The following is a 24,836-nucleotide window of genomic DNA, read 5'->3' on the forward strand; positions in this document are numbered from 1 at the left end:
TTCTCAGCGTACCTTCAAGGTTGCAAGACCGATGAGCACCAGCACCACGCTGATGATCCAGAAACGGACGATGACCCGCGGCTCGGGCCAGCCCTTCAACTCGAAGTGATGGTGGATCGGCGCCATGCGGAAGATGCGTTTGCCGCGCAGCTTGAAGCTGCCGACCTGGAGCATCACCGAGGCGGTTTCCAGCACGAACACGCCGCCCATCACCAGCAACACGATCTCCTGGCGGACGATGAGCGCGACACAACCGAGCGCGGCGCCGATCGCCAGCGCGCCCACGTCGCCCATGAACACCTGCGCCGGATACGTGTTGAACCAGAGGAAGCCGAGCCCCGCTCCCGCCAGCGCGCTGCAGAAGATCGCCAGTTCGCCGGCCCCGGGAATCGCCGGGATGCCGAGGTATTCGGAGAACAGCTTGTTACCGGCGAGGTAGGCGAAGATGCCCAGTGCGCCCGACACCAGGACGCTCGGCATGATCGCGAGGCCGTCGAGTCCATCGGTGAGGTTCACGGCGTTGGAGAAGCCGACGATGATGAAATAGCCGACCACCACGAAGAACACGCCGAGCGGGATGGCGACCTGCTTGAACAAGGGCACGTAGAGTGCGGTCTCGGCCGGAAGCTGGTGGGTCTGGTAAAGGAACACCGCGGCGCCGAGGCCGAATACCGACTGCCAGAAATACTTCCAGCGGCTGGCGAGGCCGCGGCTATCCTTCAGCACCAGCTTGCGGTAATCGTCGTAGAAACCGATCGCGCCGAACAGCAAGGTCACCGCCAGCACCACCCACACGTAGCGGTTGCCGAGATCGGCCCACAGCAGCGTGGCGATGCCGACCGCGAACAGGATGAGCAAGCCGCCCATGGTCGGCGTGCCGGCCTTCGCCAGATGGGTCTGCGGACCATCGCTGCGCACGACCTGGCCCGCCTTCAGCGCGGCGAGCTTGCGGATGAGCGCGGGCCCGAGCAGCAGCGAGACCGCCAGCGCCGTGAGCGCGGCCATGATCGCGCGGAAGGTGATGTACTGGAACAGATGCAGCGACGTGAAGTGCCGAGCCATCCATTCCGCCAGTTCAAGCAGCATGGAATGCTCCTTCAGCGTATTTCTTCATCGCCGCCGCGACCCGGTCCATGCCGGAGGAACGCGACCCCTTCACGAGGCAGGTCACCCCCTCGTGGATCTGCGCGCAGGCGGCCTCGATCAGCGCCTCCTGCGTCGCGAAATGCTGCGCCCCCGGGCCGAAGGCCTCTACCGCCGCCACGCTCCTGGTCCCCGTGGCGAGCAGGCGCTCGATGCCTCGCGCATGCGCCAGGCGACCGACCCCGGCGTGCAGGTTCAGCGCATCCGGCCCCAGTTCGGCCATGTCGCCGAGGATCAGCCAGCGCTCGCCGCGGGCGAGGGCCAGCGTGTCGATCGCCGCCGCCGCCGAGCCGGGATTCGCGTTGTAGCTGTCGTCGATCAGGGTCCAGCCACCGGGCATCGGTTCGAGTTCGAGGCGACCGGGTACGTGCGGGACCTGCTCCAGGCCCTCCACGATGACGTCCACCGGGACGCCGAGCGCCGTGGCGATCGCCGCCGCGGCCAGCGCGTTCGCCACGTTGTGGCGACCCGGCAAGGGAAGGTGCACGTCACCGTCGCCATGCGGCGTCGACAGCACGAAGTGCGTGCCGTCGATGCGCTCTTCGACGATGTCCGCGCCGATGTCCGCCCGGTGGTTCAGCGCATAGCGCAGGATGGCGCGCGATCCGGCCAAGTTGGCGAAGAAACCGGCGAAGCGCTCGTCGTCCGCGTTGACGATGGCGATCCCGTCGGCGGGCAGCGACCGGTATAGCGCGCCCTTGGTTTCGGCGACGCCTTCGATCGTGCCCATGCGCTCAAGATGCGCGGGCGCGATGGAATTGACGAGGCCGATATCGGGCCGCGCGATGGCGGCGAGGTAATCGATGTCGCCCGGCTTGCCGGCACCCATTTCCAGCACCGCGTAGCGGGTGTCTTCAGGCATCGCCAGCAAGGTCAGCGGCATGCCGATCTCGTTGTTGAAGTTGCCGGCGTTGACATGGGTGCGGCCATGGCGCGACAGGATCGACGCGGTGAGCGTCTTCACCGTGGTCTTGCCGTTGGAGCCGGTGATGCCGACCACGCGCACGTCGCGCTGCGCACGCACGGCGCTGGCGAGGTCGCCCAGCGCGGCCTGGGTGTCGTCGACGATCACCTGCGGGATCGGCGCGTCGACCGGACGCGTGACCAGCGCGGCGACGGCGCCGCGCTCAGCCGCCGCGGCGACGAAGGCGTGCCCGTCGACGCGCTCGCCCGGCAAGGCTACGAACAAGTCGCCCGGCCGGAGGGTACGGGTATCGATGGAAAAGCCGCTGACCTCGGCGTCGGCGCCTTGCAGGCGGCCGCGGGTCCAGAGGGCGACGGCGGACAGGCGCATCATGCGCGGGCTCCCTTCTTGCTCGTCTCCATCGCCTCGCGGGCGACGGCGAGGTCATCGAAGGGACGCTTGCCCTCCGGGCCTTCCTGATAGGTCTCGTGGCCCTTGCCGGCGATCAGCACGACGTCGTCGGCCTTCGCGTCGGCCAGTGCCAGGGCGATGGCCTGCGCGCGGTCGCGCTCGACCATGACGGTGTCGGGGTGGGCGAAGCCGGCAACGATCTGCGCGACGATCGCGTCGCCGTCCTCGCTGCGTGGGTTGTCATCGGTCACGATCACCACGTCGGCGAGCCGCTCGGCGATAGCCGCCATGATCGGGCGCTTGCCCTGGTCGCGATCGCCGCCGGCGCCGAACACGCAGACCAGCTTGCCCTTGGTATGCGAGCGCAGGGCGAGCAGCGCCTGCTTCAACGCGTCGGGCGTATGCGAGTAATCCACCACGACAAGCGGCTTGCGGCCGTCGCCGCCGAGACGGCTCATCCGGCCATTCACCGGCTGCAGCGCTTCCAGCGCCGCATGGATGCGCTCGAACGGTTCGCCCAGCGCGCCCAGCACGGCGGCGACCGAGAGCAGGTTGGCGACGTTGAAGCGCCCGAGCAGCGCGCTGCGTACGGTACGCATGCCCCACGGGGTGTTGAGGTTGAACGACAGGCCCTTCGCCGAGGTGACGACGATGTCCGCGCGGATCTCGGCATCCTTTTCCGTGCTGTCGCCCGCCATCGAGACGCGCAGCTTGGCGATGCCTTCGCCGAGGCCCTTGGCCAGCTTCGCGCCGAACGGGTCGTCCACGTTGATCACCGCGCTGCGCAGGCCCTCGAAAGCGAACAGCTTGGCCTTGGCGGCGCCGTACGCTTCCATCGTGCCGTGGTAATCGAGGTGGTCGCGCGTGAGGTTGGTGAACACGGCCACGTCGAAGGCGATGGCGTTCACGCGACCCTGCTCCAGCGCGTGCGAGGACACTTCCATCGCGACGTGCGTGGCGCCGGCGTCGCGGAACTCGCCGAGAAGCGCCTGCATGCGGATCGCGTCCGGCGTGGTGCGCTCACCCTCGGCGATCGCGCCGTGCAGGCCCGCGCCCAGCGTGCCGACCGTGGCCGGCTTGCGACCGAGGAAGGCCAGCGCCTGCGCGATCAGCTGGACGGTGGAGGTCTTGCCGTTGGTACCCGTCACGCCGATGACATCGAGCGCGCGGGACGGGTCGCCGTAGTAACGCGCGGCGAGGGGCCCGGCCTTCTCGCGGAGCTTGTCGACCGTGATGACCGGTACGCCCGCGCCTGCGGCGTCGGCGTCGAAAGGCGGCTCGGCGAGGATCGCCACCGCGCCCTGCCCGACCGCCTTGGCGGCAAACTCGATGCCATGGCCTTTCATGCCGCGCAACGCGACGAAGGCGTTGCCGCGGGCGATCTCGCGCGAATCCAGGGCGAGGCCCGAAACGTCGATGTCGCCGGCGCGGGAAGCGTCGGCGAAACCGTCGAGCAAGTCGGCGAGGCGCATGGTCATGGCACCACCTCTTCGGCGGCACTTTCGTCCGCCTGCGGCGGTTGCGCGTTGGTGGTGCCGATCAACCCGCCCTGGCTCGGGCCGCCCGCGTACCAGCGGCCCACGTTGTCCGGCGGGATGTCGAGCAGGCGCACGGCGCCTTCCATCACCTGGGCAAAGGCCGGACCGGCCACGGAACCGCCGTAGTAGTGCCCGCCCTTCGGATCGTTGATGACGACGACGGTCACCAGGCGCGGCGCGCTCGCCGGAATCATGCCGACGAACAGCGAAATGTAGTTGTTGGCGTAGTAGCCGCCCGCGGAATTCTTGTGCGAGGTGCCGGTCTTGCCCGCGACGCTGTAGTTGGCGACGGAGGCGAAGCCGTAGCCCGTGCCGCCCGGCGCCATCACCGTTTCGAGCATGCGCACGAGATTGTGCGCCACGTCGGGCGTGACGATCTGGTTCGGCGGGTTGTCCGCGCCCTTGATGAAGCTCGGCGAGCGCAAGGCGCCGCCGTTGGCGATGGCGGCATAGCCCGTGGCCAGCTGCAACGGCGTGACGTTGAGGTTGTAGCCGTAGGCCAGGCGCGACTTCTCGATCGGCTTCCAGGTGCGGCCCACCGGCAGGTAACCCGCCGCTTCGCCGGGGAAGCCGCTGCCGGTGCTGTTGCCCAGCCCGAACGACTTGTAGACGCCGTAGAGGAAATCGGTGTCCAGCGTCATCGCGATCTTGGCCGCGCCCACGTTGGACGACTTCGTGATCACGCCCGTCGGTGTCAGCGTGCCCCAGTTGTGCGTGTCGCGCACCGGATGGCCGCCCATCATCCAGGTGCCGGGCGAGGTCTCGATCAGCGGCGCGGTCGGCGTGTACTTGCCGCTGGTGAGCGCCGCGGCCATCGTGAACGCCTTCATCGTCGAACCCGGCTCGACCACGTCCGTGACGGCGCGGTTGCGCCGTTCCGACGGCGTGCTGCCGCGCACCGCGTTCGGGTTGAACGAAGGCAGGTTGGCCATGCCGAGCACTTCACCCGTGTGCACGTCCATCACGACGATGGAGCCGGACTCGGCCTTGTTCTTCTCCAGCGCATCTTTCAGGGCGCTATAAGCGAGGTACTGGATGCGCCGATCGATCGACAGGGTGAGATCGCGGCCCGGCTGCGGCTCGCGCACCAGTTCCACGTCCTCGACGACATGGCCCATGCGGTCGCGGATGACGCGCTTCGCACCCGGCTTGCCGGCGAGCCATTCGTCGAACGCCAGTTCCAGGCCTTCCTGGCCGTGGTCGTCGATGTTGGTGAAGCCGAGGATATGGCTGTTCACCGCGCCCGACGGATAGTAGCGACGGTATTCGCGCTGCGAGGCGATGCCCGGGATCTTCAGGTCCACGATCGCCTGCGCATCCTCCGGACGCAGCTGGCGCGCGATGTACATGAATTCCTTGTCCGCCCGCTGCACGATCTTCTGCTTCAGGTCGTCGGCGTCGACGTGCAGCGCCTTGGCAAGCTCCGGGATGCGGTCCTCGTTCTCCAGCACTTCCGGCGGATTCGCCCAGATCGAAGCCACCGGCGTGGATACCGCCAGGGGTTCGCCATTGCGATCGAAGATGGTGCCGCGCGACACCGCGATGGGCATCTCTCGCAGGAATCGGGCGTCGCCCTGGTCCTGGTAGAACTGCTTGCGTACCACCTGGAGGTCGAAGGCGCGCACCACCAGTCCCGAGACGGCCACGCAGAGCAGCGCGACGATCACCGTCATGCGCTTGCGCGGGCTCGGGCCCTGGCCGCGGCGGCGGCTCGGCACGACGGGCTTGCCGTAACGGGCCTTCATCGACGCACCAACTGGATGTCCTGCGGCTTCGGCGTGAACATGCCGAGCTTGCCGCGGGCGTCCGCATCGATGCGGCTGGGTTCGGCGTAGGTCGCCTGTTCCAGTTCGAGGCGACCGTATTCGACGCCGAGATCGTCCTTCTGGCTTTGCAGCCGCGAAAGCTCGACGAACAGCACGCGGCTCTCATGGCGCGTCCACACCACGCCGATCGCGCTGGCGATGACCGCCAGCAGCAGGATCGAGAGGCAGGCGGCGCCGAAGGCCTTCATGCGAGTTTCTCCGCGATGCGCAGCACGGCGGAGCGCGAACGCGGGTTCGCGGACACTTCGGCGTCGGAGGGGAAGATGGCCTTGCCCACGGGCTTCAGGCGGGCGGTCTTCGCCTCGACCGGCGGACCGCGACGGCTGCCCTGCACACGCCCCTCATGGGCGCGGATGAACTGCTTCACCGTACGGTCTTCCAGCGAATGGAAGCTGATCACGGCCAGGCGGCCACCCACGTCGAGCAGTTCGAGCGCGGCATCGAGGCCACGCTCGACGGATTCGAGTTCGGCGTTCACGCGGATGCGCAGCGCCTGGAACGTCCGCGTGGCGGGATTCTTGCCGGGCTCGCGGCGGCCGACGCAGCGCGCGACCAGTTCGGCGAGTTCGCCGGTACGGGTGACGGGATCGGTGGCGCGGCGCTCGACGATCGCCTTGGCGATGCGGCGGCTGAAGCGCTCTTCGCCGAAGGTCCACAGGACCTGTGCGATCTCGGCCTCGTCGGCATCGGCGAGGAATTCCGCCGCGCTGATGCCGCGCGTGGTGTCCATGCGCATGTCCAACGGCGCGTCGGCCATGAAGCTGAAGCCACGGCTGGCGTCGTCGAGTTGCGGCGAAGACACGCCCAGGTCGAGGAGGATGCCGTCGAGGCCCCCTTCCAAGGCGGGCCAGTCACCCATGGTGGCGAAGTTGTCGTGGCGCAGGGACACACGGGGATCGGTGGCGAGGCCGGCTTCGGCCACGGCGATGGCGGCCGGGTCGCGGTCCATGAGGAAGAGCCTGCCCGCGTCGGAGAGACGGGCGAGGATCGCCCGGGCGTGACCGCCGCGGCCGAAAGTCCCGTCCAGATAACGCCCATTCTCGCGCAAGGCGAGGCCCTCCAGCACTTCGTCGAGCATCACAGGGATGTGCACGTCGCGCCCCGCCATTGCCACATCCCGCTCCCGTTCCACCAAAAAACCTCGAAAGTTAGTTCGTCGTCACAACCGCAACTCCGCCATGTCGTCGCTGATGTCGTCCTCGCCGATCGTCTGGCGGATCTTCGCGAGGTGGGCCAGTTCGCTCCAGAGCTCGAACTTCTTTCCCATGCCGAGCAACACGGCTTTTTTTTCTATGCCCGCCGCCGACCGCTGGCTGGAAGGGAGGAGGATGCGGGCGGCTCCGTCGGGTTCGACGATGGCCGCGGCACCCACCAGCTTCATCTGCAACGCCCGGTGGACGGCCTTCACGCTGGGCAGCGCATTGACCTGGTCACGCACCTGCTCCCACTCCGCGTACGGGAAGATCCAGAGGCAGCCGGTCTCGAACGGGTTGTAGGTCACGACCAGGCGATTCGCGCAGGCGTCGGCCACCAGATCCCGATACGAAGTCGGAATCGTCAGACGACCTTTGTCGTCGACCGTGATGGCTGTCTCGCCTTGAAACATCTTCGTTGGCCGCCCCACCAAATCCCACGATTTAACACTGGGGCCCACGATAGTCTCGGGTCCTGAGACTGTCAAGGAATTTTTTCTTGTGAATCAAGGAGAAAGCTCACGTTCATGCCAATTTCCAGCCGTTTCTGAGGAAGGGGCGGAAGGTGGTTGAATCGTTGAGGTTTTTTGTGACAGACCTCGCTGTTCCAGCGGTCGCCAAAGGACACAAAACCGACCGCGACTGAACTCCACGTTCATCCACGATGGCTTCCCAGCCGTGGCAGCCACCGTGGTGGGAGCCGACCCTGTCGGCGATGGGTGCTCGCCTCGACCTGGCCCGCTGTCGCGGGATCGCCGACAAGGTCGGCTCCCACAGGTTTGTTCCCAAGCTCCCACCAGGTCTTTCCCAACCGGTCTACTCGATCGCCGTTGTGGGAGCCGCTTCAGCGGCGATGGGTGCTGCCGTAACCTGGCCCGCTGCCGCCGCGGACCGCCGACAAGGTCGGCCCCCACTATCCCTGGAAACGCCGCGGCGCCGTCCAGAAGGACGGCGCCGCGATGCCTGGAAGAAAAAGGAGTCGGCCTGTAAGCCGGGTTCTGTGCGTCTTGCGACGTGACAGTCATTCTTCTCGGCCTGGCGTCACCGCCAGGCTCCAGCAACCTACCCGGGAACGACGCGGGCCGCGTCATGGTTCCCTTATTTGGTCTTGCTCCGGGTGGGGTTTACCGTGCCGTGCGGCGTTAGCCCCGCACGCGGTGCGCTCTTACCGCACCCTTTCACCCTTACCTGATCCCCTTGCGGGGCCATCGGCGGTCTGCTCTCTGTTGCACTGGCCGTCAACTCACGCTGCCCAGGAGTTACCTGGCACCCTGCCCTGTGGAGCCCGGACTTTCCTCGATACGCCCGAAGGCGCGACGCGACTGTCCGGCCGACTCCACCGTCGATTGTACGGCAGAAGCGACGCCTGCACGTAGAATGATCCGCCCCACCCAGCGGATCCCCCGATGTCCCCACCACGCCCCGGCACGCTGCATGTCGTCGCCACGCCGATCGGCCATCGCGACGACATCGGCGCCCGCGCCATCGAGACGTTGCGCCGGGTGAAGGTCATCGCGGCCGAGGACACGCGGCACACGCGCCCATTGCTCCAGCACCTGGGCATCGATACCCCCCTGGTCGCGCTGCACGACCACAACGAGCGCACGGCGGTCGACAGCCTCGTCGAACGCATGCGCGGCGGCGACGATATCGCCCTGGTCTCGGATGCGGGCACGCCGTTGATCAGCGACCCCGGCTTCCGCTTCGTCCGCGCCGCGCGGGCGGCGGGGCTGAAGGTCAGCCCGGTTCCGGGGCCGAGCGCGGTCGTCGCGGCGCTTTCCGTCGCCGGACTGCCCAGCGACCGCTTCGTCTTCGAGGGCTTCCTCGCCGCCAAGGCAGGGGCCCGCCGCGCGCGGCTGGGCGAGTTGGCCGGCGAAACGCGCACCGTGATTTTCTACGAGTCCTCCCACCGCATCCTCGAATCGTTGCAGGACATGCGCGATATCTTCGGGGTCGAACGGGAGGCGGTCGTCGCGCGCGAACTCACCAAGATGTTCGAAACCGTGCTCGACGGCCCGCTCGCCGCCCTGGTCGACCGCGTGGCCGCCGATCCGAACCAGCAGCGCGGGGAATTCGTCGTGATGGTCGCCGGGCGGGAAGCCGGCGAGGACGAGTGCCTGGCCGAGGGCTTGCGCGTGTTCGCGATCCTCAAGGACGAGCTGCCTCCGGCGAAGGCGGCGAAGCTGGCGGCCGCGATCACCGGCGCGCCGCGCAAGGCGCTTTACGGGGCTTGATCGTCGGGGGCGGGTATCGCCGACAGGGTCGGCTCCCACCGGGGACGACCGGGGCAGGCCGCGGCTGGATCGGTACAAGCAGGGGCTACCTCACAACGGCCTCGCGAAGCGATGGGCTATGATCCGGTCGTTTCGGCGCCGGAGGGCGTCTTCGTGCAGTCAAGGAATCCGTTGCGATGCGATCGATCCGCGCCACCACCCTCGTCCTCCTGCTTTCCGCCGGCCTCGCCGGCTGCGTGACCCAGGGCGGGGTCCAGCACGGTGCCGCACCTTCGGGTGAGGCCACCCAGGCGGCGCAGGCGCTCTACATCAAGGGCCAGTTCGACCAGGCCGCGCAGGCGTACCTCGCCCTGGCCGCGCAGGACAGCGACCATCGCGACTACTACAAGCTGCTCGCGGCGGAGTCGTACCGGCAGGAGGGGGCCCTGGATCGCGCGGCTCCCATCGTCGCCGACACTCGCCGTTCCCGCCTCGAAGGCGAGGACGCCTTGCGCCTCGACGCGTTGCGTGCCGAAGTCGCGCTGAAAAACAACGACGCGAAGACCGCGCTCTCCCTCACCGGAAAGCCGTCGTCGCGCGTATCGCCGCAGATCGACCAGCGCCTCGCCGAATTGCGCGCCCGCGCCCAGGCCGCCGCCGGCGATCCATGGAGCGCCGCGCAGACCCGGATCGAACTGGACGGCCAGTTGCGCGGCATCGACCGCGAGCAGAACCGCAAGGAAATCCTCACCCAGCTCACGGGCCTCGGTGCGCAAGCGCTCGCCGAACGCGGTGGCGCCCTTCCGGCGAACGATCCGATGAAACCCTGGGTAACGGAAGCCCAGGCACAGCTGGGCAGCGTGACCCGCGCGCCGGCCGTGCTCGACCAGGCCGTCGGCACGGTCACCGGCGACAAGGGCGTGCGCGAGGGATACAAGGTGCCGACCAAGGTCGCGCTGCTACTGCCGCTGTCCGGCCCCCTGGCAGGCGCCGGCGCGGCTATCCGCGATGGCTTCTTCACCAACTACATAGAAGCGGCGCACAACGATGCGCCCCGTCCGGAAGTGGCCGTCTACGATTCCGGCAACGATGCCCAGCATGCCGTCGCCGCCTACGACAAGGCCGTGGCCGAAGGCGCGCGTTTCGTCGTCGGCCCGCTCAATCGCGACGGTGTTTCCGCGATCTTCGCCAAGGGCGCCCTGCCCGCGCCGATGCTCACGCTGAACTACCCCAACGACAACAAGAACCTGCCGCCCGCGGGTGCCAACGAGTTCGGCTTGCTGCCGGAAACCGAAGGCGCCCAGGTCGCCGACCACATGGCCGATCGCGGCATGCGAACCGCCACGGTGATCGTATCCACCGACGATTTCGCCCGCCGTGCGGGCAACGCGTTCAAGGCCGAATGGCAGGCTCGGGGTGGCACGCTGGCCAGCCAGGTCACGCTCGATTCGGGGAGCATCGACTTCGCGTCGCAGCTGTCCGAACCGGTCGGACAGGACCCCGCCACCAGCGGCGTCTTCATCAGCATGAAGCCGCAACAGGCACGCCTCCTGCTGCCCCAGTTGCGCCTGGCGAAGAACACGCTGCCGGTCTTCGCCACGTCGCACGTCTACGCGGGTGGCGACGATGCGACCGCGGATCGCGACCTCGAAGGCGTGGAATTCTGCGACGCGCCCTGGTTGTTCGACGCGCAGCCGGGCCTGCCGCGGCGCACCGACCTCAACAACGCGCTGCCGGCGACCAAGGGCGTGACGGCACGCTTGTTCGCCTTCGGCATGGACGCATGGGGCCTGGTGCCCTACATCGACTGGATGCGCGGCCATCCGGGCAGCTACCTGCCCGGCGCGACCGGCCAGCTGGTCGCGGACGAATTCGGCCGCGTGCGCCGCGTACTCATCTGGGCGCGTTTCGCCGACGGCGTGGCACGCCCCGTCGCGGGTAGCCTCGAACTCGAAGCGCCGGCCACGGCTCCCGACGTCGAAAGCGGCGGGGGCTGACTCCCGCCGGCGCGAACAGGGAGTTCGCATGACGGCAACCAGGAAGACCACCCCGCGCCGCGCCACCGGCGACCGTTTCGAAGGCGCGGCCCGGGCATTTCTCGAAGAACGGGGATTGCACCTCGTCCGCGCCAACTTCCTCTGCCGGCACGGCGAGATCGATCTCGTGATGCGTGACGGCGAGACCGTGGTGTTCGTCGAGGTGCGCTACCGGTGCAATGGCGCCTTCGGCGGCGCGCTGGGGTCGGTGACGGCAGCCAAGCGGCGCAAGCTGGTCAGTGCGGCCCACCTTTGGATCGCGTGGCATCCGCGCGACGCGCGCCGTCCCTGCCGGTTCGATGTGCTGGCCTTCGAGGGCGATGGCGTGGAGTGGGTGCGGGGCGCTTTCGAGGCGTGAATCGCCGACAGGGTCGGCTCCCACTCGAAGGCGTCGCCGCTGAAGCGGCTCCCACAGTGTCCGAGGCAGGCCTGAATGTCGGGGCAGGCCTGAATGCCGGGGCGGGCCTGAATGCCGGGGTGGCCTGAATGTCGATGTGGGCACGGTGGGAGCCGGCTCTGCCGGCGATGGCGGCCGGTCAGGCCGCCGCCAGGAAATCCTCGCGGCGCATCGTCGCCAACTCCGCGACCGTATCGATCGTGATGTCCGGCGGCGTCTCTTCCAGTTCCTTGCCCGCGGCGGCCGCATAGTGGCCCTGCTTCACGAACACCGTGGTGACCTTGTCGCCGAGCAGCTTCTTCAATGCCACGAGGATGCGCGGCTTGTCGTCCACCATCACGTAGTGGTCCGCCGGATAGCGCCGGCGCATGTCGTCCAGCATGTCTTCCTTGTGCACGTAGATCAGCACGTCCCCCTGGAACGCGTCCCACAGCCCCGCACGACGAATCTTTCGTGGCTGGAACACGGTATCGCCGTCGGACATGATCACCGGCCGGCCGATCGTGCGAAGGTGCGCGATGGCTTCCAGCACGCCCGGGAACCGGCGCTCGTCGAAAGGGTAATCGAGCAGGAAGAACGACATGCCCATGAACTCGGGGCTGCTGGCCTGTCCGCGCAGGCGCTGCAACGCGCCGAGGTAGTCGGCGTAACCGACCTGGCTGCGGATGTCCTTGTCGATGGCTTCGTAGCGGGTGCGGCCTTCGGCGCCGAAATCGCGCTCCAGCCGGGCGCGGAGGTCCGCGCTGAAACGATCGTTGTCGATCAGGGTGTTGTCGACGTCGAACAGGAAGACGATGGGGTCGTGGGTGGACACGATGGATCCTTGGCGCGGGTACGTGACCGCATATATGGGGTTGGACATTCTGATTCGAAGAGGCGGGCCCTTCTTGGCCCGGCCTACCCTTCGGCAGGGCGGGCCCACGCTCGCTAGGCGCGCTTGGGCGGAACCAGCGACAGGCGCTTGCTGCCCGTGGTCCTCGGCGCCAGCAGGCGCTCGATCTCGTCCGGCGGCAGCGGACGGGAATACAGGAAGCCCTGCCCTTCCTGGCAGCCGGCGCGAAGCAGGAATTCGTGCTGGCCTTCGGTCTCGATGCCTTCGGCGATCGTGTGCAGGTCGAGGCTGCGCGCGATCGCCACCATCGCTTCGGTGATCGCGACGTCGTTCGCGTTCATCGGCAAGCCGGTGACGAAGGAACGGTCGATCTTGAGATAAGCCACCGCCGGCAGCTTCAGATAGGCCAGGGACGAATAGCCGGTGCCGAAATCGTCGATGGCGACGGCCACGCCAAGATTGTGCAGCGCGAGCATGGCACGCTCGGTATCCTCGCCCAGGCGCAGGATGGCGCTTTCGGTCAGTTCGACGAGCAAGCGCTTCGGCGGAATGCCGATCTCCTGCAGTGCCTGGCAGACGCCTTGCAGGAAATCCGGGTGGCCGAACGAACCCGCCGATACGTTGACCGCCATGCGCAACGGCGGCAGGCGCGCCTCGTCCCACTGCAGCAACTGGCGACAAGCCGTTTCGAGCACCCACTGGTCGATCTGGCGGATCAGGCCGAGGCTTTCCGCGATGGGGATGAACTCGTCGGGCGCGACGTTGCCGCGTTCCGGGTGACGCCAGCGGATCAGTGCCTCGACGGCCACGATACGCCCGCTCTTCATCTCGATGCTCGGCTGGTAGACGAGATAGAACTCGTTGCGGATCAGCGCCTGGCGCAGTTCCGAGGCGAGCTTGAGACGGCGCCGCGCGTCCGCGTGCATCTTCGGCGTATAGAAACGCAGCGCGTTGCGCTCTTCGGTCTTGGCCACATACATGGCCGCGTCGGCGTTGGCGATCAGGGTGACCGCGTCGTTGCCATCGAGCGGATAGCCCGCGATGCCGATGCTGGCGCTGACATAGAGTTCGTAGTCGCCCAGGTCGAAGGGACGCGCCAGCGCCGCGAGCATCGTCTCCGCCACCACCAGCGCTTCCTCGCGCGAGCGCAGGTCGGCGAGCAACACGGTGAATTCATCGCCACCGATGCGGCCCGCCACGTCGTGCGGGGAAAGCTGGGCGCGGATGCGCTCGGCCACGCGCATCAGCAGGGCGTCTCCCGTGGCGTGGCTGTAACTGTCGTTCACCACCTTGAAAGCATCGAGGTCGACGAACAACACCGCCACCGCGCCGCGCTCGTGCGCGGCACGGGTGATCGCCTCGGCGCAACGCCGCTCGAACTCCGAGCGGGTGACCAGGCCGGTGAGCGGATCGTGCGTGGCCAGGTGTTGCAGGCGCTGCCGGTCGGCCTTGCGCGCGGTGATGTCCGACACCACCGCCACGTAGTGCTGTGGGCGCCCCTCGCGGTCGCGAATGGTGCTGATGCTCATCAGTTCCGGATAGGTGCTGCCGTCCGCACGGCGGCTTTCCACTTCGCCCACCCAGTTGTCGCCCGCCGCGATGTCATCCCACAGCGACTGTGGCAACGGACGGCCATCCGGAAGCGTCCGCGTGATGTCGAAGCGGGTACGGCGCAACGCCTGCACAGGGAATCCGGTGAGCTTCGCATGCGCCGCGTTGGCGGTGGTCACCCTGCGGTCGGCGTCCGCGATGATCACGCCCTCCGCGATGCTGGCCAGCGCCTCGGAGGCGATCTTTCGCTCCTGCTCCATGGCCACGCGGTCCGAAATGTCGCGCACGATGGCCTGCGAGACCTGTCGGGCGCCCCAGACCACGAGGCTGCTCTGTGTCTCCACCGGCCGCAGGGTTCCATCGGGATTGCGAAGGCTGCCCATGCCGGTATGTGGAGAACCGTCCACGAACAAGGCGGCCAGTTCCGTCCCGGTCAGTTCTTCGCGTGAGCAGCCGAGCCATGAGGCTGCGCGTCGGTTGGCGTCGAGGATGCGTCCGGTTTCCTCGTCGACCATGAAAATGGCATCCGCCGCACTGTCGAAGAGGAGGCTGTAGCGCTCCTCGGTACCGCGAATCCCCGCGAGGATACGACCGGCCATGCGCAACCAAAGCGACGAGGCCAGCGCCGCCACGCCGAGCACCGTGAAGAACAGTACACGGCCCAACCACGACGCACCGTTGGCGATGTACAGGGAAAAGGCCTTGGCGCGGGGTTCGATGTAATTGTTGAGCGTGGCGATCCGCTCGCGTTCCGCGGCGATGTCACCCGGCTGCAACGTGCCGGCGCCATAGCTCTTCTCGAGACGGTCGGCGGTGTCTTCGAGGTCGGCGAGGCTGCCGTCCACGGAACGCCATTCCGCCACCGCCTCGCGCACGTAAGGCATGCCGTCGAAATACTGGAAGATGAAGACCATCCCGGGGATGGCCTCGGGGATGACCCCGCCCCGGGCGAAGGCGTCGTTGACCTCCGCATGGGAGAAGTCGCCGCTGGCGATCGCGTCGCGCGCCCAGCGGTCGGACATGAGCACGGCGTAGTTCCGCCGGAACCCGGCCAGGTCCTCCGGGCGACCGTGGGCCGCATAGGCGTCCAGGTCGATGACCGACTGCTTCTGCGCCTTGGACCAGAGACTCTCGCCGTTGAGGAAACCGGCGAGAGTCACCTGGGTCTGGAGCGCGACCCACGTCAGGGTGAGGATGAGGCCGACGACCGCCACCAAGGCATAGGCCAACGGCCTGAGGCGCCTGGACAGAAGCTGCTGGTGACTGGCCTCGAGGCGGCGCATCGGATCCCCTTGTTCCTCAACCGGACGTGATAGTGCTCCACATGATGCCCAACTTGCGAGTTACGCCGCCGCCTCGTTCCACTTGCGGATCGAGCCGACAGCGTCCATGCAACGGTCCAGCGTGATGCTCATGCAGACGTAACTACGGCGAACACACTCTCTAATGTGCTCGATCTGGTCCACCGGGGGGTTGCTCCCCAGCAGCGTGCAGACGATTTCCAGCGCCTCCCACGGATGGGTATCGTCATAGGCGGCGTGAAGCTGAAGCCAGCGAAGCCCGGCTTTCCGGCCGGAAATCGGCAAGCTTTCGGCATAAGCCTTGCTTTCGTAGACAAGCTGCGACCAGTCTCCGGTCGCCCCCTCCACCGCGTAGTTCGTCGCGGCGATGCCCGCGGCCAGCGAGTCGTTGCGGGACACCTCCTCGCACCAGTCGGCCAGGGCCTGGGAGCCCTTGGGCGGCTCGGCTCCCAGCACGTCCTCGCGCGACACCCCCGCGCTGTCGGCCCAGTTCAGCCAGTACTCGGCGTGGTTCTGCTCCACCCGGATGTTGCGGACCAGCCAGCGCCGGGCGAGGTCGTCGCCCGGGCTGCGGCCATAACGGGTCTTCAACAGGCTGTGCGACATGTAGCCCGGGAAGCGCTCGATCACCGGCCAGACCCCCACCATGAAGTTGCGCGTGGTCTGCGGGTCGAGGGTGGCGGCGCACATGGCCGTCCACATCTCATGGCTGACGATCCCCCGCCGGGCGTCCTCGCAGGACGACACCATGTCCTGCGCCCAGAGCGGATAGCTGGCGATCTCGGTCTGCGAGCCGGTCAGTTCGAAACGTGCGTTCATACTAGATCTCCCTAAAGATCTGCTGCCAATGAAGGTCGGGCGGGCCCGGGCGACCCGCGGCCCGCCCCGATACCGGCCTCGTTGCGGGGCCGGACGATCATTAGGGCACATCCCCACGGCCGCTTTGTGGGCTTGGGAGGTGGCCTTGCGCCTAGTCCATCGGTCATGGACACAAGCGCCACGGCGGGGACTATCGTGGACGCCCAACCAGCAAGGACCCCTCCATGGCCACCATCCACCGGATCCTCGCCGCCTCGATCGCCTGCGGCCTCGCTTCCACCGGCGCGCTCGCCGCCGGACAGCCTTCGGGCATCGACCTCAAGGGGATCGACCGGACGGTACGGCCCGGCGACGATTTCGACGGTTACGCCAACGGCGCCTGGAAGAAGACCGCGGTCATCCCGGCGGATATGTCCAGCACCGGCGTCTTCCTGGATGTGTATCAGAAGGCCGAGAAGCGCAACGCGGACCTGATCAAGGCAGCCGGCGAGAACAAGGCGGCGCCGGGCAGCAACGAGCGCCTCATCGCCGATTATTACAAGGCCTACATGGACGACGCGGCCATCGAGAAGGCCGGGCTCGAACCGCTCGAACCGACACTGGCGCGGATCGATGCGATCAAGGACAAGACCCAGCTCTCCACGGCCCTGGGCGCGCAGGTCCGCGCCGACGTGGATCCGATCAACGCGACCAACTTCGACACGGAGCACCTGCTCGGCCTGTTCGTCGCCCAGGGCCTCGAAGACCCCTCGAAGAACGTGCCCTACCTGTTGCAGGGCGGCCTGGGCATGCCCAATCGCGACTACTACCTGAAGAACGACAAGGACATGGTCGAGACGCGCGAGAAATACGCCGCCTACGTCCAGGCCCTGCTCGCGCAGGCGGGTACTCCCGACGCCGCCGGCAAGGCGAAGGCCATCGTCGACCTGGAAACGAAGATCGCCCAGGCACAGCTATCCCTCGTCGACAGCCAGGACATCCACAAGGCGAACAATCCGTGGCCGCGCACGAGCTTCGCGAGCAAGGCGCCGGGCATCGACTGGAACGCCTGGTTCAAGGCCGCCGGCCTGGACGACCAGCCCACCTTCATCGTCTGGCAGCCGGCCACCGTGACGAAATTCGCCGCCCTCGTCGCCAGCGAACCGCTGGACTCGTGGAAGGCCTGGCTGCGCTTCCACACCATCAACGAGAATTCGCGCGGCCTGCTGCCGAAGGCCTACGACGAACTTTCCTTCGGCTTCTACGGCAAGGTCCTGTCCGGGACGCCGAAGCAGCGCGACCGCTGGAAGCGCGGTGTCGGCCGCGTGAATAACGACCTGGGCGACGCGGTGGGCCAGATCTACGTGAAGCAGTACTTCCCGGCGTCCTCGCGCGCGGAAGTGCAGGACATGGTGAAGAACATCCTCAAGGCTTTCGACGCGCGCGTGGACACGATCGAGTGGATGTCCGCCGCCACGAAACAGAAAGCCAAGGCGAAGATCGCCACCATCAAGGTGGGCGTCGGCTATCCCGACACCTGGCGCGACTACTCGAAGCTGGACATCCGTCCCGACGACGCGCTCGGCAACCACGCGCGCGCCGAGCTCGCCGAGTACCACCACCAGGTCGCCAAGCTAGGCAAGCCGGTGGATCGCGACGAATGGTGGATGACGCCGCAGACCGTCAACGCGGTGAACCTGCCGCTGCAGAACGCGTTGAACTTCCCTGCCGCCATCCTCGAACCGCCATTCTTCGATCCGAAGGCCGACGCGGCCTCCAACTACGGCGCCATCGGCGCGACGATCGGGCACGAGATCAGCCACAGCTTCGACAACATGGGCGCGGAGTTCGACGCCCAGGGCCGGCTCGCCAACTGGTGGACCGCCGCCGACGAGAAGCACTTCAAGGAGGCCGGCCAGCGTCTGGTGGAGCAGTTCAACCAGTACGAGCCGCTGCCGGGCCTGCACATCAACGGCCAGCAGACCCTGGGCGAGAACATCGCGGACGTGTCCGGCCTGGCGATCGCCTACGCCGCATACAAGGAGAGCCTTGGCGGCAAGCCGGCGCCGGTGATCGACGGCCTGACCGGCGACCAACGCTTCTTCCTTGCCTTCGCGCAGTCCTGGCGCACCAAGACCCGCGATGCGGCGTTGCGCCAGCAGGTCATCGGTGACGGCCATGCGCCGGGTGAATTCCGCGCGCAGACAGTACGCAACCTCGATCCCTGGTACGACGCCTTCCAGCCGAAGCCCGGCCAGAAGCTTTACCTGGACCCGAAGCAGCGGGTGCGGATCTGGTGACCCCGTCGCCGCTGAAGCGGCTCCCACAACCTCTCCGGGCGGTCATGCTCTCCGGGCGGTCATGTGGGAGCCGCTTCAGCGGCGATCCGACCGCCGCACGCGCCTCTCCACCGCAGCCAGCGCCGCGTCCACCGTCAACGCCAGCACGCCCACCAGCAAGGCCCCCTGCACCACGTAGGCGGGATTGTTGCCCACCAGTCCCTCGACGATCGGTGAACCGAGTGTCGTGGCACCGACCGCCGAACCGATCGTCGCCGTGCCGACACTGACGATGGCCGAAAGACGAATGCCCGCCATGATCGGTCCCGCCGCCAGCGGCAGCTCCACGTCGAGCAAGCGGCGCCAGCGGCCATAGCCCATGCCATCGGCCGCGTGCAACGCCGCAGCCGGAACCTGGTCCAGGCCCGCCACGGCCTGTCCCAGCACCGGCAACACGCCATACAGCACCAGCGCGAACAAGGTCGGCGCGGCGCCGAAGCCGAGCAGCGGTACGGCGATCGCCAGCACGGCCACCGGCGGGAAGGTCTGTCCGATCACCGCCACCGCGCGAACCGTCGGCAGCAACGATCGGCCAAGCGGGCGCGTGGCGAGGATGCCGAGTGACAGGCCGATCGCCACCGCGGCCAGCGTCGCTGCCAGCACGAGCGAGAGGTGGGCGAGCGTCAGCACGAGGAATGACGTTCGCGTGTACAGCGGATGTGGCAGCGACGGCTGCCATGCATGGAACAGGGGCCCCGCATGCGGCAGCATCAGCAAGAGCAGGACGAGCGCGGCGAAGGTAATGGCCAGCTTCATGCCCGCGACACGAGATCGGTCAGCACGATCGCACCGACATGCTCGCCTCCCTCGCGCACGGGCAGGCGGTCGCGGCCCTGCGCCAGCATGGCACCCAACGCGTCCTGCAACGATGCCGCCGCATCGACGGGCTCGCCCTCCGCGTGTTCACCGCCACGCATGCTGTCGCGCACGGTGCGTACCGCCAGTTCGCGCAAACGCGCCCGCGTACCGCCGACGAAATCCCGCACGCGCTCATCGGCCGGGTGGCGAAGGAAAGCAAGCGGCGCGCCGACCTGGATCAGCTTTCCATCCAGCATGAGGCCCACCCGGTCGCCAAGGCCGAAGGCCTCGTCCATGTCATGGGTGACGAACAGGATCGTGGTGCCCGTTTCGCGCTGGATCGCCTTGAGGCTGGCCTGCAAGGATTCACGCGTCAGCGGGTCCAGCGCGCCGAACGGCTCGTCCATCAGCACGATGCGCGGGCGCGCGGCAAGTGCGCGCGCCACGCCGACGCGCTGCTGCTGGCCACCCGACAAGGTGTGCGGATAACGATCGGCGATACCCGGTTCGTCCAGCCGGAGCAACTCGATCAACTCGGCCACCCGCGCACGGATCGCGTCCGCGGGCCAATGCAGGAGGCGCGGCACCGTCGCGATGTTCTCGGCCACGGTACGGTGGGGAAAGAGGCCGACCGACTGGATGGCGTAGCCGATGCCGCGACGCAGTGTTTCCACGTCGCGCGTCGCGACATCCTCGCCATCGACGCGCACCGTACCCGCGTCGACGTGGACCAGCCGGTTCACCGTGCGCAACAGCGTCGACTTGCCCGAGCCGGACGGGCCGACCAGGACGAAGAATTCGCCATCGTCGATGCGCAACGAGAGATCGTCGATCACCCTGCGGTCACCGAAGCACTTGCGGACGTGCTCGAACTCGATCATGCGCGACGCTCCGTAAGGGCGAGCAGGCCCTGGAAGACGAGATCCACGGCCAGGGCCAGGACAAGGATGGCCAGCGTGCCCAGCAGCACCATGTCGGTCGCTCCCTGCCCTATGCCGAGGAAGACGAAACGGCCGAGTCCTCCGGCACCGATCAGGGCGGCGACCGCCGCGAGGCCGATCGTCTGCACGGCGACGACGCGCAGGCCGGCGAGCAACACCGGCCAGCCAAGCGGCAGCTGCACGCGAACGAGCACCTGCGCACGGCTCATGCCGATTCCACGGGCCGCCTCGCGCGCGTCGGCGGGCACGGCGTCCAGTCCGGCGGCGGTGTAGCGCACCACGGGCAGCAAGGCATACAGCAGCAAGGCGAATACCGCGGGGGCCGCACCGGTACCGCCGAAACCCAGCGAACCGAGCGCGGGCCACGCGCGCGCCAGCCATGCGAACGGCCCGATCAGCAACGCGAACAGCGCGAGCGACGGCACGGTCTGCAGGAAGGCGAGCACGCCGACGAGCACGCCATCGCTCCGTCGCCCGCGCCACACCCACCACCCAAGGGGAACGCCGGTCAACAAGGCGAGCACCAGGGTTATCGCGCTGAGGCGCAGGTGACCGGCCAAGGCCTCGGCGAAAGGCGCGCGCTGCGCGTGCCATTCGCGCAACAGGGCAAGCCCGTCGAGCATGCCGATGGCGCCCTGGAACAGGATGAGCGCCAGCGCCACGAGCCACGCGGCCACCTGCACGCCCACGGGCAGGTCGCGCAGGCGGTCGAGCAGCAGGAGGGCGGCGGCGAGCCACATGAGCCAGAAGCCGGCACCGAGTTGCACGCGGGTCGAAGGGGCGGCATGGACGAGGATCAGCTGCGCATCGAGCCCGGCGAGCAGCGGCAGGCCCACCACGGCGAGCCAGGCGATGGAGGCTGCGACGAAGCGATGTCGCGGGACCTGGAACACGGCACAAGCCATCACCGTGGACCACGCGCCGATCCACAGCCAGGAATGCGGGTTGAACGGCTGCCCGGCGAGCAACCGGTTCGGCGCGACATGAAGGAACGCCGCGAGCGCCGCCGCCAGCAGGCCGATCGCGGAAAGCACGATAACCGGCAACGCCGCGAGCGGTTCCGGATGCTTCATTTCAGCAATCCGTGGGAACGCAGGTAATCCGCCGCCACCGTCGCGGCATCCTCGCCGTCGATCTGCGTGCGCGCGTTGAGCGTGCGCAGCACGTCGAGGGTCAGTGGCCGGAACGCGGCCTCCAGTGCGGGCCGCATCACGGGGTAACGCTTCAGCGCATCCTCGCGCACGACGGGTGCGGGCTGGTACACCATCTCCACGTGCTTCGGGTCTTCCAACACCACCAATCCTGTCACCGCGATCGCGCCGTCGGTGGAATAGACCATGCTCGCGTTCACCCCCGAGGTACCTTCCGCCGCCGCCTTGATCGTCGCCGAGGTATCCCCGGCGGCAAGTACCAACAACTGGCTGCCACGCAGGTTGAAGCCATAGGCCGCCTGGAACGCGGGCAGCGCGGCCTCGCTTTCGACGAACTCGGCGGAACCCGCGAGCAACACGTCGCCGCCACCGTTCACCCATCGCGCGAAATCGTCCAGCGTGCGCAGCCGTTCGCGCCCGGCAACGTCGCCACGGACACCGATGGCCCAATGGTTGTCGGCCGGCGCGGGCGCCAGCCAGACGAGCTTGTTCGCCGCACGGTCGAGCGACGCGGCCAACGCATACGCCTTGCCCGCATCGCGGAAGGCCGGGTCGGCCTCGCGGTGGAAGAAGAACGCGGCATTGCCGGTGTATTCCGGATAGATGTCCAGGTCGCCGTTGAGCAAGGCGCGGCGGACGATCGAGGTCGGCCCCAGCTGCGTATGATCCACCGCGGGCACGCCCTCGTGGCGCAGCACCTGCAACACGATCTGGCCAAGCAACGCACCTTCGTTATCGGCCTTGGAGCCGACCCGCAGCGGTGCCTGCGCGTTCGCGGCGCAGGCGAGCAAGGCCAGGAGCACGACAAGAAGGCGGCGCAACGGTCAGCGTCCCAGCCGGTCGGCGAAGGCTCGCTTGAAGGCATCGTCTATCGGCGTGGCATCGACGCTCGCGGCGAGCCCGGCGAAGCGCTTTTCGAACGCGCGCACGGCGGTCGAGAAACGCTCCGGCCTGTCCTCGTCGCCGCCTTCGTCCACGGCATAGGCCAACACGCGGGCCGCCTGGCCGGCCAGGTCGACATCGTCGGGCAACGCGGAGATGTCGCCCCACACCTGCTTGAGGTACCGCACCGCGTCGGCGGCACGGCGCATGCGATGCAGCAGCCCGTCCGGCGCGGTGTGTTCGGGCGCGAAACGAGCCACGACATCCTGTGCTTCATCCACCGAAACCGGTCCCAGGTCCACCCGGATGCACAGCCACGCCGCGTCGAACAGCCATGAGCGTGGTTTCGGCTCCGCGCTGTAAGGGAGCGCCTCGCCATTGACCTCGACACTTTCGGGCATGCCCGCATCGAGGAACTCCACCACGTACGTACGCTTCGCCGGGCGCCCCTTGTACCGTCCCTCCATGCGATCGATATGCACCCGGTGCGCGCGGTCGCCGTGCCGGTTGCGCACGCAGGTGCGGGCGAACTCGCCACGCTGGTAACCCTGGCTCGTGCCATCGTCGTCGTAGAGTTCGGCGGTGCCCTGGGAACCGGGAAAGACCTGCAGGATCAGCGCATCGGGGACAGTGGCAAGGTCGCGCATGCCTTCCGGGTAAAGCGGGATGACGCTGCCCGGGCGCACGAAGATCGGGATCTCCTCCAGCGTGTACGAGCGTTCCACCATCCCACCTCCGTCGAAGGCTTCCGCGCCATCACGGCTGTACCACTTGCCCGGCGGGAGCCAGACGGGGAACGGTGCGGTCCCGTCGGTGCCGGCCGGCGTGGTCACGGGGGCCACGAGGATGTCGTTGCCGAACATGTACTGCCCGGGGTGTGCGTAGGCCTCCTCGTGTTCCGGCCAGTGGTAGTACATGGGCCGGACGATCGACACGCCGGTGTCGTAGGCCTGTCGCGCGGCGGCGTAGATATACGGGGCGAGCTGGTAGCGCAGGCGGATCGCCGCGAAGACCGCATCGCCGTAGGGCGGCCCGAAATGCCAGGGCTCCTTGTGCAGGCTCGCTTCCTTCGCCGAATGCGTGCGCAGGACGGGACTGAACACCCCCAGTTGCATCCAGCGTGCGTAGAGTTCCGGTTCGAGGTGCCGCTCCGCCCGCGGGATGTGCTTGTGGAAGGTGTGCCCACCGATGTCGTGGCTCCAGTATCCATAGAGCACGTTGGACGCCATCGCGGTGAAATGGGGCTGGTAGGCGAGCGATGTCCAGGAGATGACGCTGTCACCGGAGAACCCGATCGGATAACGGTGGTTACCCAGGCCACCCCAGCGGTGGTAGATGAGGCCGCGGCGGTCGCCGTCGCGCTGCATCTCGGTGAAGAACACATGGTTGAGCCACCAGGTGTTCGACAAGCCGGGGTGCGCCTTCGATTCGGGCCACTGTTGCCAGTCCAGCCACCAGAAATCCACGCCTTGCGCTTCCAGCGGCTTCAGGATCGTGTCGAACAAGGCGCGCATGTACGGCTGCGAGGTGCCCTCGAACGGAATGGGCGCCTGAGTGGAGGTGTCCCACGACAAGGCCTTCGCCATCGCTTCGTAGTTTTCCTCGTGCGGCATGACGCCCGACGCGGGGTGCAGGTTGAGCGTCACGCGAAGGCTCTGGCCATGGGCCCAGCGCATGAAGGCGCCCGGCTCGGGGAACAGGCTGCGATTGAAGGTGTAGCCGGTCCAGCCCGATGCCTCGCCGAAGACATCCTTTTGCTCATGCCCGGGACGCAACGAGAGGCCGGGCGTGGTGTGCCAGTCCATGTCCAGCACGAGCACGTCGAGCGGAATGCGTTCCTTCTCGAAACGCGCACCGAGCGTGCGCAGTTCTTCGTCGGAATAGTTCCAGTAGCGCGACCACCAGTAGCCGAAGACGAAACGCGGCGGGACCGGTTGCGGGCCGGCGATCGCCGCGAAATCCGCGAGCGCGGCGAGGTAATCGCGGCCATAGCCGAAGAAGTACAGGTCCTGGCGATCGCCTGCGGGACGATCCTCCACCCAGCCGTCGTCGTCGAGGCCGAAGCCCTGGGTGTCGTCGACGACGTGCCAGCCATCGCGTGCGATCAGCCCGTCCTCCAGCGGCAGCGTGCTGCCGTCCTGCCAGGTGTCGCCGTCGTAGCGGTCGAGCGTGCGGTAGGTTCCGCCGAGGTTGAACTTCTGGGCGTCGCCCGGGTTCCATGTGACCGGCCCATCCTCGCGACGAACCAGGATCGCGAGGTTGCCGGCGGCGAAGCGGCCGGTTCCCTTCTCGTAGCGCAGCCGCAACGTGCCTGTGTCGATCTCGATGAATCGATCGTCCTCGGCCAGTCCGAACGGCGGCACGTCGAGCGCGCGATGCACGACCACCTGGGTCCGCCCATCGCGGAAGCGTCCCTCGGCGCTCCATTCCAGGCGGACGAGCCGCGGTGTCAGCACGGTGAAGCGGATATCGCCCCGCTCGACGATGGCCTCGGGCCGGGCGGCGGCCCCCGTGGAAGGGCGGCTGTCTGTCGTGGCTTCCATGGGTGGCGTCACCCCTTTGCGAACCGGAGGTGGACCATT

Annotated in this window: 19 protein-coding genes and 1 other RNA gene; 4 read left to right on the plus strand and 16 right to left on the minus strand. The window is 67.7% G+C overall.

The window, feature by feature from the left end; genetic code table 11:
• Window positions 1–3: 3 nt before the first annotated feature.
• The 8 genes from mraY to rnpB all read right to left on the minus strand — a co-directional run bounded on the left by mraY (window position 4) and on the right by rnpB (window position 8,353).
• On the minus strand, window positions 4–1,086 hold the full coding sequence (mraY, locus tag ACR9Y6_RS12050; RefSeq protein WP_306850870.1) for a phospho-N-acetylmuramoyl-pentapeptide-transferase: 1,083 nt from the start codon (window positions 1,084–1,086) through the stop codon (window positions 4–6).
• Entirely contained in the window at window positions 1,076–2,440 is a 1,365-nt protein-coding gene (locus tag ACR9Y6_RS12055) for a UDP-N-acetylmuramoyl-tripeptide--D-alanyl-D-alanine ligase (protein WP_481281497.1), read from the minus strand. Before ACR9Y6_RS12055 ends, mraY begins: the two co-directional genes overlap by 11 nt.
• The gene (locus ACR9Y6_RS12060; protein WP_481281498.1) at window positions 2,437–3,936 is read right to left on the minus strand and encodes a UDP-N-acetylmuramoyl-L-alanyl-D-glutamate--2,6-diaminopimelate ligase; all 1,500 of its coding nucleotides are present in this window, start codon (window positions 3,934–3,936) and stop codon (window positions 2,437–2,439) included. Before ACR9Y6_RS12060 ends, ACR9Y6_RS12055 begins: the two co-directional genes overlap by 4 nt.
• Window positions 3,933–5,741, minus strand: coding sequence for a peptidoglycan D,D-transpeptidase FtsI family protein (locus tag ACR9Y6_RS12065; RefSeq protein ID WP_481281499.1), 1,809 nt, complete (start codon window positions 5,739–5,741; stop codon window positions 3,933–3,935). The genes ACR9Y6_RS12060 and ACR9Y6_RS12065 overlap by 4 nt, the downstream gene beginning before the upstream one ends.
• Window positions 5,738–6,010 (minus strand): cell division protein FtsL, encoded by a 273-nt coding sequence (gene ftsL / locus ACR9Y6_RS12070; RefSeq protein WP_306850873.1) that lies wholly within the window; start codon window positions 6,008–6,010, stop codon window positions 5,738–5,740. Before ftsL ends, ACR9Y6_RS12065 begins: the two co-directional genes overlap by 4 nt.
• Window positions 6,007–6,930 (minus strand): 16S rRNA (cytosine(1402)-N(4))-methyltransferase RsmH, encoded by a 924-nt coding sequence (rsmH, locus tag ACR9Y6_RS12075; protein WP_481281500.1) that lies wholly within the window; start codon window positions 6,928–6,930, stop codon window positions 6,007–6,009. Before rsmH ends, ftsL begins: the two co-directional genes overlap by 4 nt.
• 51 nt (window positions 6,931–6,981) lie before the next feature.
• Window positions 6,982–7,428 carry a division/cell wall cluster transcriptional repressor MraZ gene (gene mraZ, locus ACR9Y6_RS12080; RefSeq protein ID WP_371022700.1) on the minus strand — a complete coding sequence of 149 codons (447 nt, stop codon included), beginning with the start codon at window positions 7,426–7,428 and terminating at the stop codon, window positions 6,982–6,984.
• Window positions 7,429–7,986: 558 nt separating this feature from the next.
• Window positions 7,987–8,353, minus strand: an RNA gene (gene rnpB / locus ACR9Y6_RS12085) — RNase P RNA component class A.
• A 68-nt stretch (window positions 8,354–8,421) separates the two neighbouring features.
• Between rnpB and rsmI the strand changes: the two genes are divergently transcribed.
• From rsmI to ACR9Y6_RS12100, 3 genes are all read left to right on the plus strand, one after another.
• On the plus strand, window positions 8,422–9,249 hold the full coding sequence (rsmI, locus tag ACR9Y6_RS12090) for a 16S rRNA (cytidine(1402)-2'-O)-methyltransferase (protein WP_481281501.1): 828 nt from the start codon (window positions 8,422–8,424) through the stop codon (window positions 9,247–9,249).
• 176 nt (window positions 9,250–9,425) lie between these two features.
• On the plus strand, window positions 9,426–11,225 hold the full coding sequence (locus ACR9Y6_RS12095) for a penicillin-binding protein activator (RefSeq protein WP_481281502.1): 1,800 nt from the start codon (window positions 9,426–9,428) through the stop codon (window positions 11,223–11,225).
• Between the two features lie 28 nt (window positions 11,226–11,253).
• Complete coding sequence (locus tag ACR9Y6_RS12100; protein ID WP_481281503.1) at window positions 11,254–11,622, plus strand: YraN family protein; 369 nt, start codon at window positions 11,254–11,256, stop codon at window positions 11,620–11,622.
• A 178-nt stretch (window positions 11,623–11,800) separates the two neighbouring features.
• On the opposite strand, the gene ACR9Y6_RS12105 is transcribed toward ACR9Y6_RS12100, so the two are convergent.
• The 3 genes from ACR9Y6_RS12105 to ACR9Y6_RS12115 form a co-directional block, all read right to left on the minus strand.
• Complete coding sequence (locus tag ACR9Y6_RS12105; RefSeq protein ID WP_371022696.1) at window positions 11,801–12,475, minus strand: HAD family hydrolase; 675 nt, start codon at window positions 12,473–12,475, stop codon at window positions 11,801–11,803.
• A 113-nt stretch (window positions 12,476–12,588) separates the two neighbouring features.
• The gene (locus ACR9Y6_RS12110; RefSeq protein ID WP_481281504.1) at window positions 12,589–15,327 is read right to left on the minus strand and encodes a putative bifunctional diguanylate cyclase/phosphodiesterase; all 2,739 of its coding nucleotides are present in this window, start codon (window positions 15,325–15,327) and stop codon (window positions 12,589–12,591) included.
• A 60-nt stretch (window positions 15,328–15,387) separates the two neighbouring features.
• The gene (locus ACR9Y6_RS12115; protein ID WP_481281505.1) at window positions 15,388–16,164 is read right to left on the minus strand and encodes an iron-containing redox enzyme family protein; all 777 of its coding nucleotides are present in this window, start codon (window positions 16,162–16,164) and stop codon (window positions 15,388–15,390) included.
• A gap of 224 nt (window positions 16,165–16,388) precedes the next feature.
• Here ACR9Y6_RS12115 and ACR9Y6_RS12120 point away from each other — a divergent pair, with 224 nt between their 5' ends.
• On the plus strand, window positions 16,389–18,443 hold the full coding sequence (locus tag ACR9Y6_RS12120; protein WP_481281506.1) for a M13 family metallopeptidase: 2,055 nt from the start codon (window positions 16,389–16,391) through the stop codon (window positions 18,441–18,443).
• A 75-nt stretch (window positions 18,444–18,518) separates the two neighbouring features.
• Here ACR9Y6_RS12120 and ACR9Y6_RS12125 read toward each other — a convergent pair whose 3' ends face one another.
• Genes ACR9Y6_RS12125 through ACR9Y6_RS12145 form a run of 5 tightly spaced genes read right to left on the minus strand, consistent with a single transcriptional unit; the run spans window position 18,519 to window position 24,797 of the window.
• The gene (locus tag ACR9Y6_RS12125) at window positions 18,519–19,238 is read right to left on the minus strand and encodes an ABC transporter permease (protein ID WP_481281507.1); all 720 of its coding nucleotides are present in this window, start codon (window positions 19,236–19,238) and stop codon (window positions 18,519–18,521) included.
• Window positions 19,235–20,161, minus strand: a complete 927-nt coding sequence (locus ACR9Y6_RS12130; protein ID WP_481281508.1) for an ABC transporter ATP-binding protein — start codon at window positions 20,159–20,161, stop codon at window positions 19,235–19,237. The genes ACR9Y6_RS12125 and ACR9Y6_RS12130 overlap by 4 nt, the downstream gene beginning before the upstream one ends.
• Window positions 20,158–21,294 (minus strand): ABC transporter permease, encoded by a 1,137-nt coding sequence (locus tag ACR9Y6_RS12135; RefSeq protein WP_481281509.1) that lies wholly within the window; start codon window positions 21,292–21,294, stop codon window positions 20,158–20,160. The genes ACR9Y6_RS12130 and ACR9Y6_RS12135 overlap by 4 nt, the downstream gene beginning before the upstream one ends.
• Window positions 21,291–22,193, minus strand: coding sequence for a glycine betaine ABC transporter substrate-binding protein OsmF (gene osmF / locus ACR9Y6_RS12140; protein WP_481281510.1), 903 nt, complete (start codon window positions 22,191–22,193; stop codon window positions 21,291–21,293). The genes ACR9Y6_RS12135 and osmF overlap by 4 nt, the downstream gene beginning before the upstream one ends.
• A gap of 3 nt (window positions 22,194–22,196) precedes the next feature.
• A complete protein-coding gene (locus tag ACR9Y6_RS12145) occupies window positions 22,197–24,797 on the minus strand; it encodes a glycoside hydrolase family 31 protein (protein WP_481281511.1) in 2,601 nt (866 codons plus the stop codon).
• Between the last annotated feature and the right edge of the window lie 39 nt (window positions 24,798–24,836).

Source organism: Luteibacter sp. TLI7-4A (genome assembly GCF_056754745.1).

Coding starts and splice junctions, on each gene's coding strand:
- ACR9Y6_RS12060 (WP_481281498.1), bottom strand. CDS start 3,936: ATGACCATGCGCCTCGCCGACTTGCTCGACGGTTTCGCCGACGCTTCC.
- ACR9Y6_RS12095 (WP_481281502.1), top strand. CDS start 9,426: ATGCGATCGATCCGCGCCACCACCCTCGTCCTCCTGCTTTCCGCCGGC.
- ACR9Y6_RS12135 (WP_481281509.1), bottom strand. CDS start 21,294: ATGAAGCATCCGGAACCGCTCGCGGCGTTGCCGGTTATCGTGCTTTCC.
- ACR9Y6_RS12130 (WP_481281508.1), bottom strand. CDS start 20,161: ATGATCGAGTTCGAGCACGTCCGCAAGTGCTTCGGTGACCGCAGGGTG.
- ftsL (WP_306850873.1), bottom strand. CDS start 6,010: ATGAAGGCCTTCGGCGCCGCCTGCCTCTCGATCCTGCTGCTGGCGGTC.
- ACR9Y6_RS12145 (WP_481281511.1), bottom strand. CDS start 24,797: ATGGAAGCCACGACAGACAGCCGCCCTTCCACGGGGGCCGCCGCCCGG.
- rsmI (WP_481281501.1), top strand. CDS start 8,422: ATGTCCCCACCACGCCCCGGCACGCTGCATGTCGTCGCCACGCCGATC.
- rsmH (WP_481281500.1), bottom strand. CDS start 6,930: ATGGCGGGGCGCGACGTGCACATCCCTGTGATGCTCGACGAAGTGCTG.
- ACR9Y6_RS12125 (WP_481281507.1), bottom strand. CDS start 19,238: ATGAAGCTGGCCATTACCTTCGCCGCGCTCGTCCTGCTCTTGCTGATG.
- ACR9Y6_RS12055 (WP_481281497.1), bottom strand. CDS start 2,440: ATGATGCGCCTGTCCGCCGTCGCCCTCTGGACCCGCGGCCGCCTGCAA.
- ACR9Y6_RS12110 (WP_481281504.1), bottom strand. CDS start 15,327: ATGCGCCGCCTCGAGGCCAGTCACCAGCAGCTTCTGTCCAGGCGCCTC.
- mraY (WP_306850870.1), bottom strand. CDS start 1,086: ATGCTGCTTGAACTGGCGGAATGGATGGCTCGGCACTTCACGTCGCTG.
- mraZ (WP_371022700.1), bottom strand. CDS start 7,428: ATGTTTCAAGGCGAGACAGCCATCACGGTCGACGACAAAGGTCGTCTG.
- ACR9Y6_RS12120 (WP_481281506.1), top strand. CDS start 16,389: ATGGCCACCATCCACCGGATCCTCGCCGCCTCGATCGCCTGCGGCCTC.
- ACR9Y6_RS12115 (WP_481281505.1), bottom strand. CDS start 16,164: ATGAACGCACGTTTCGAACTGACCGGCTCGCAGACCGAGATCGCCAGC.
- ACR9Y6_RS12100 (WP_481281503.1), top strand. CDS start 11,254: ATGACGGCAACCAGGAAGACCACCCCGCGCCGCGCCACCGGCGACCGT.
- ACR9Y6_RS12065 (WP_481281499.1), bottom strand. CDS start 5,741: ATGAAGGCCCGTTACGGCAAGCCCGTCGTGCCGAGCCGCCGCCGCGGC.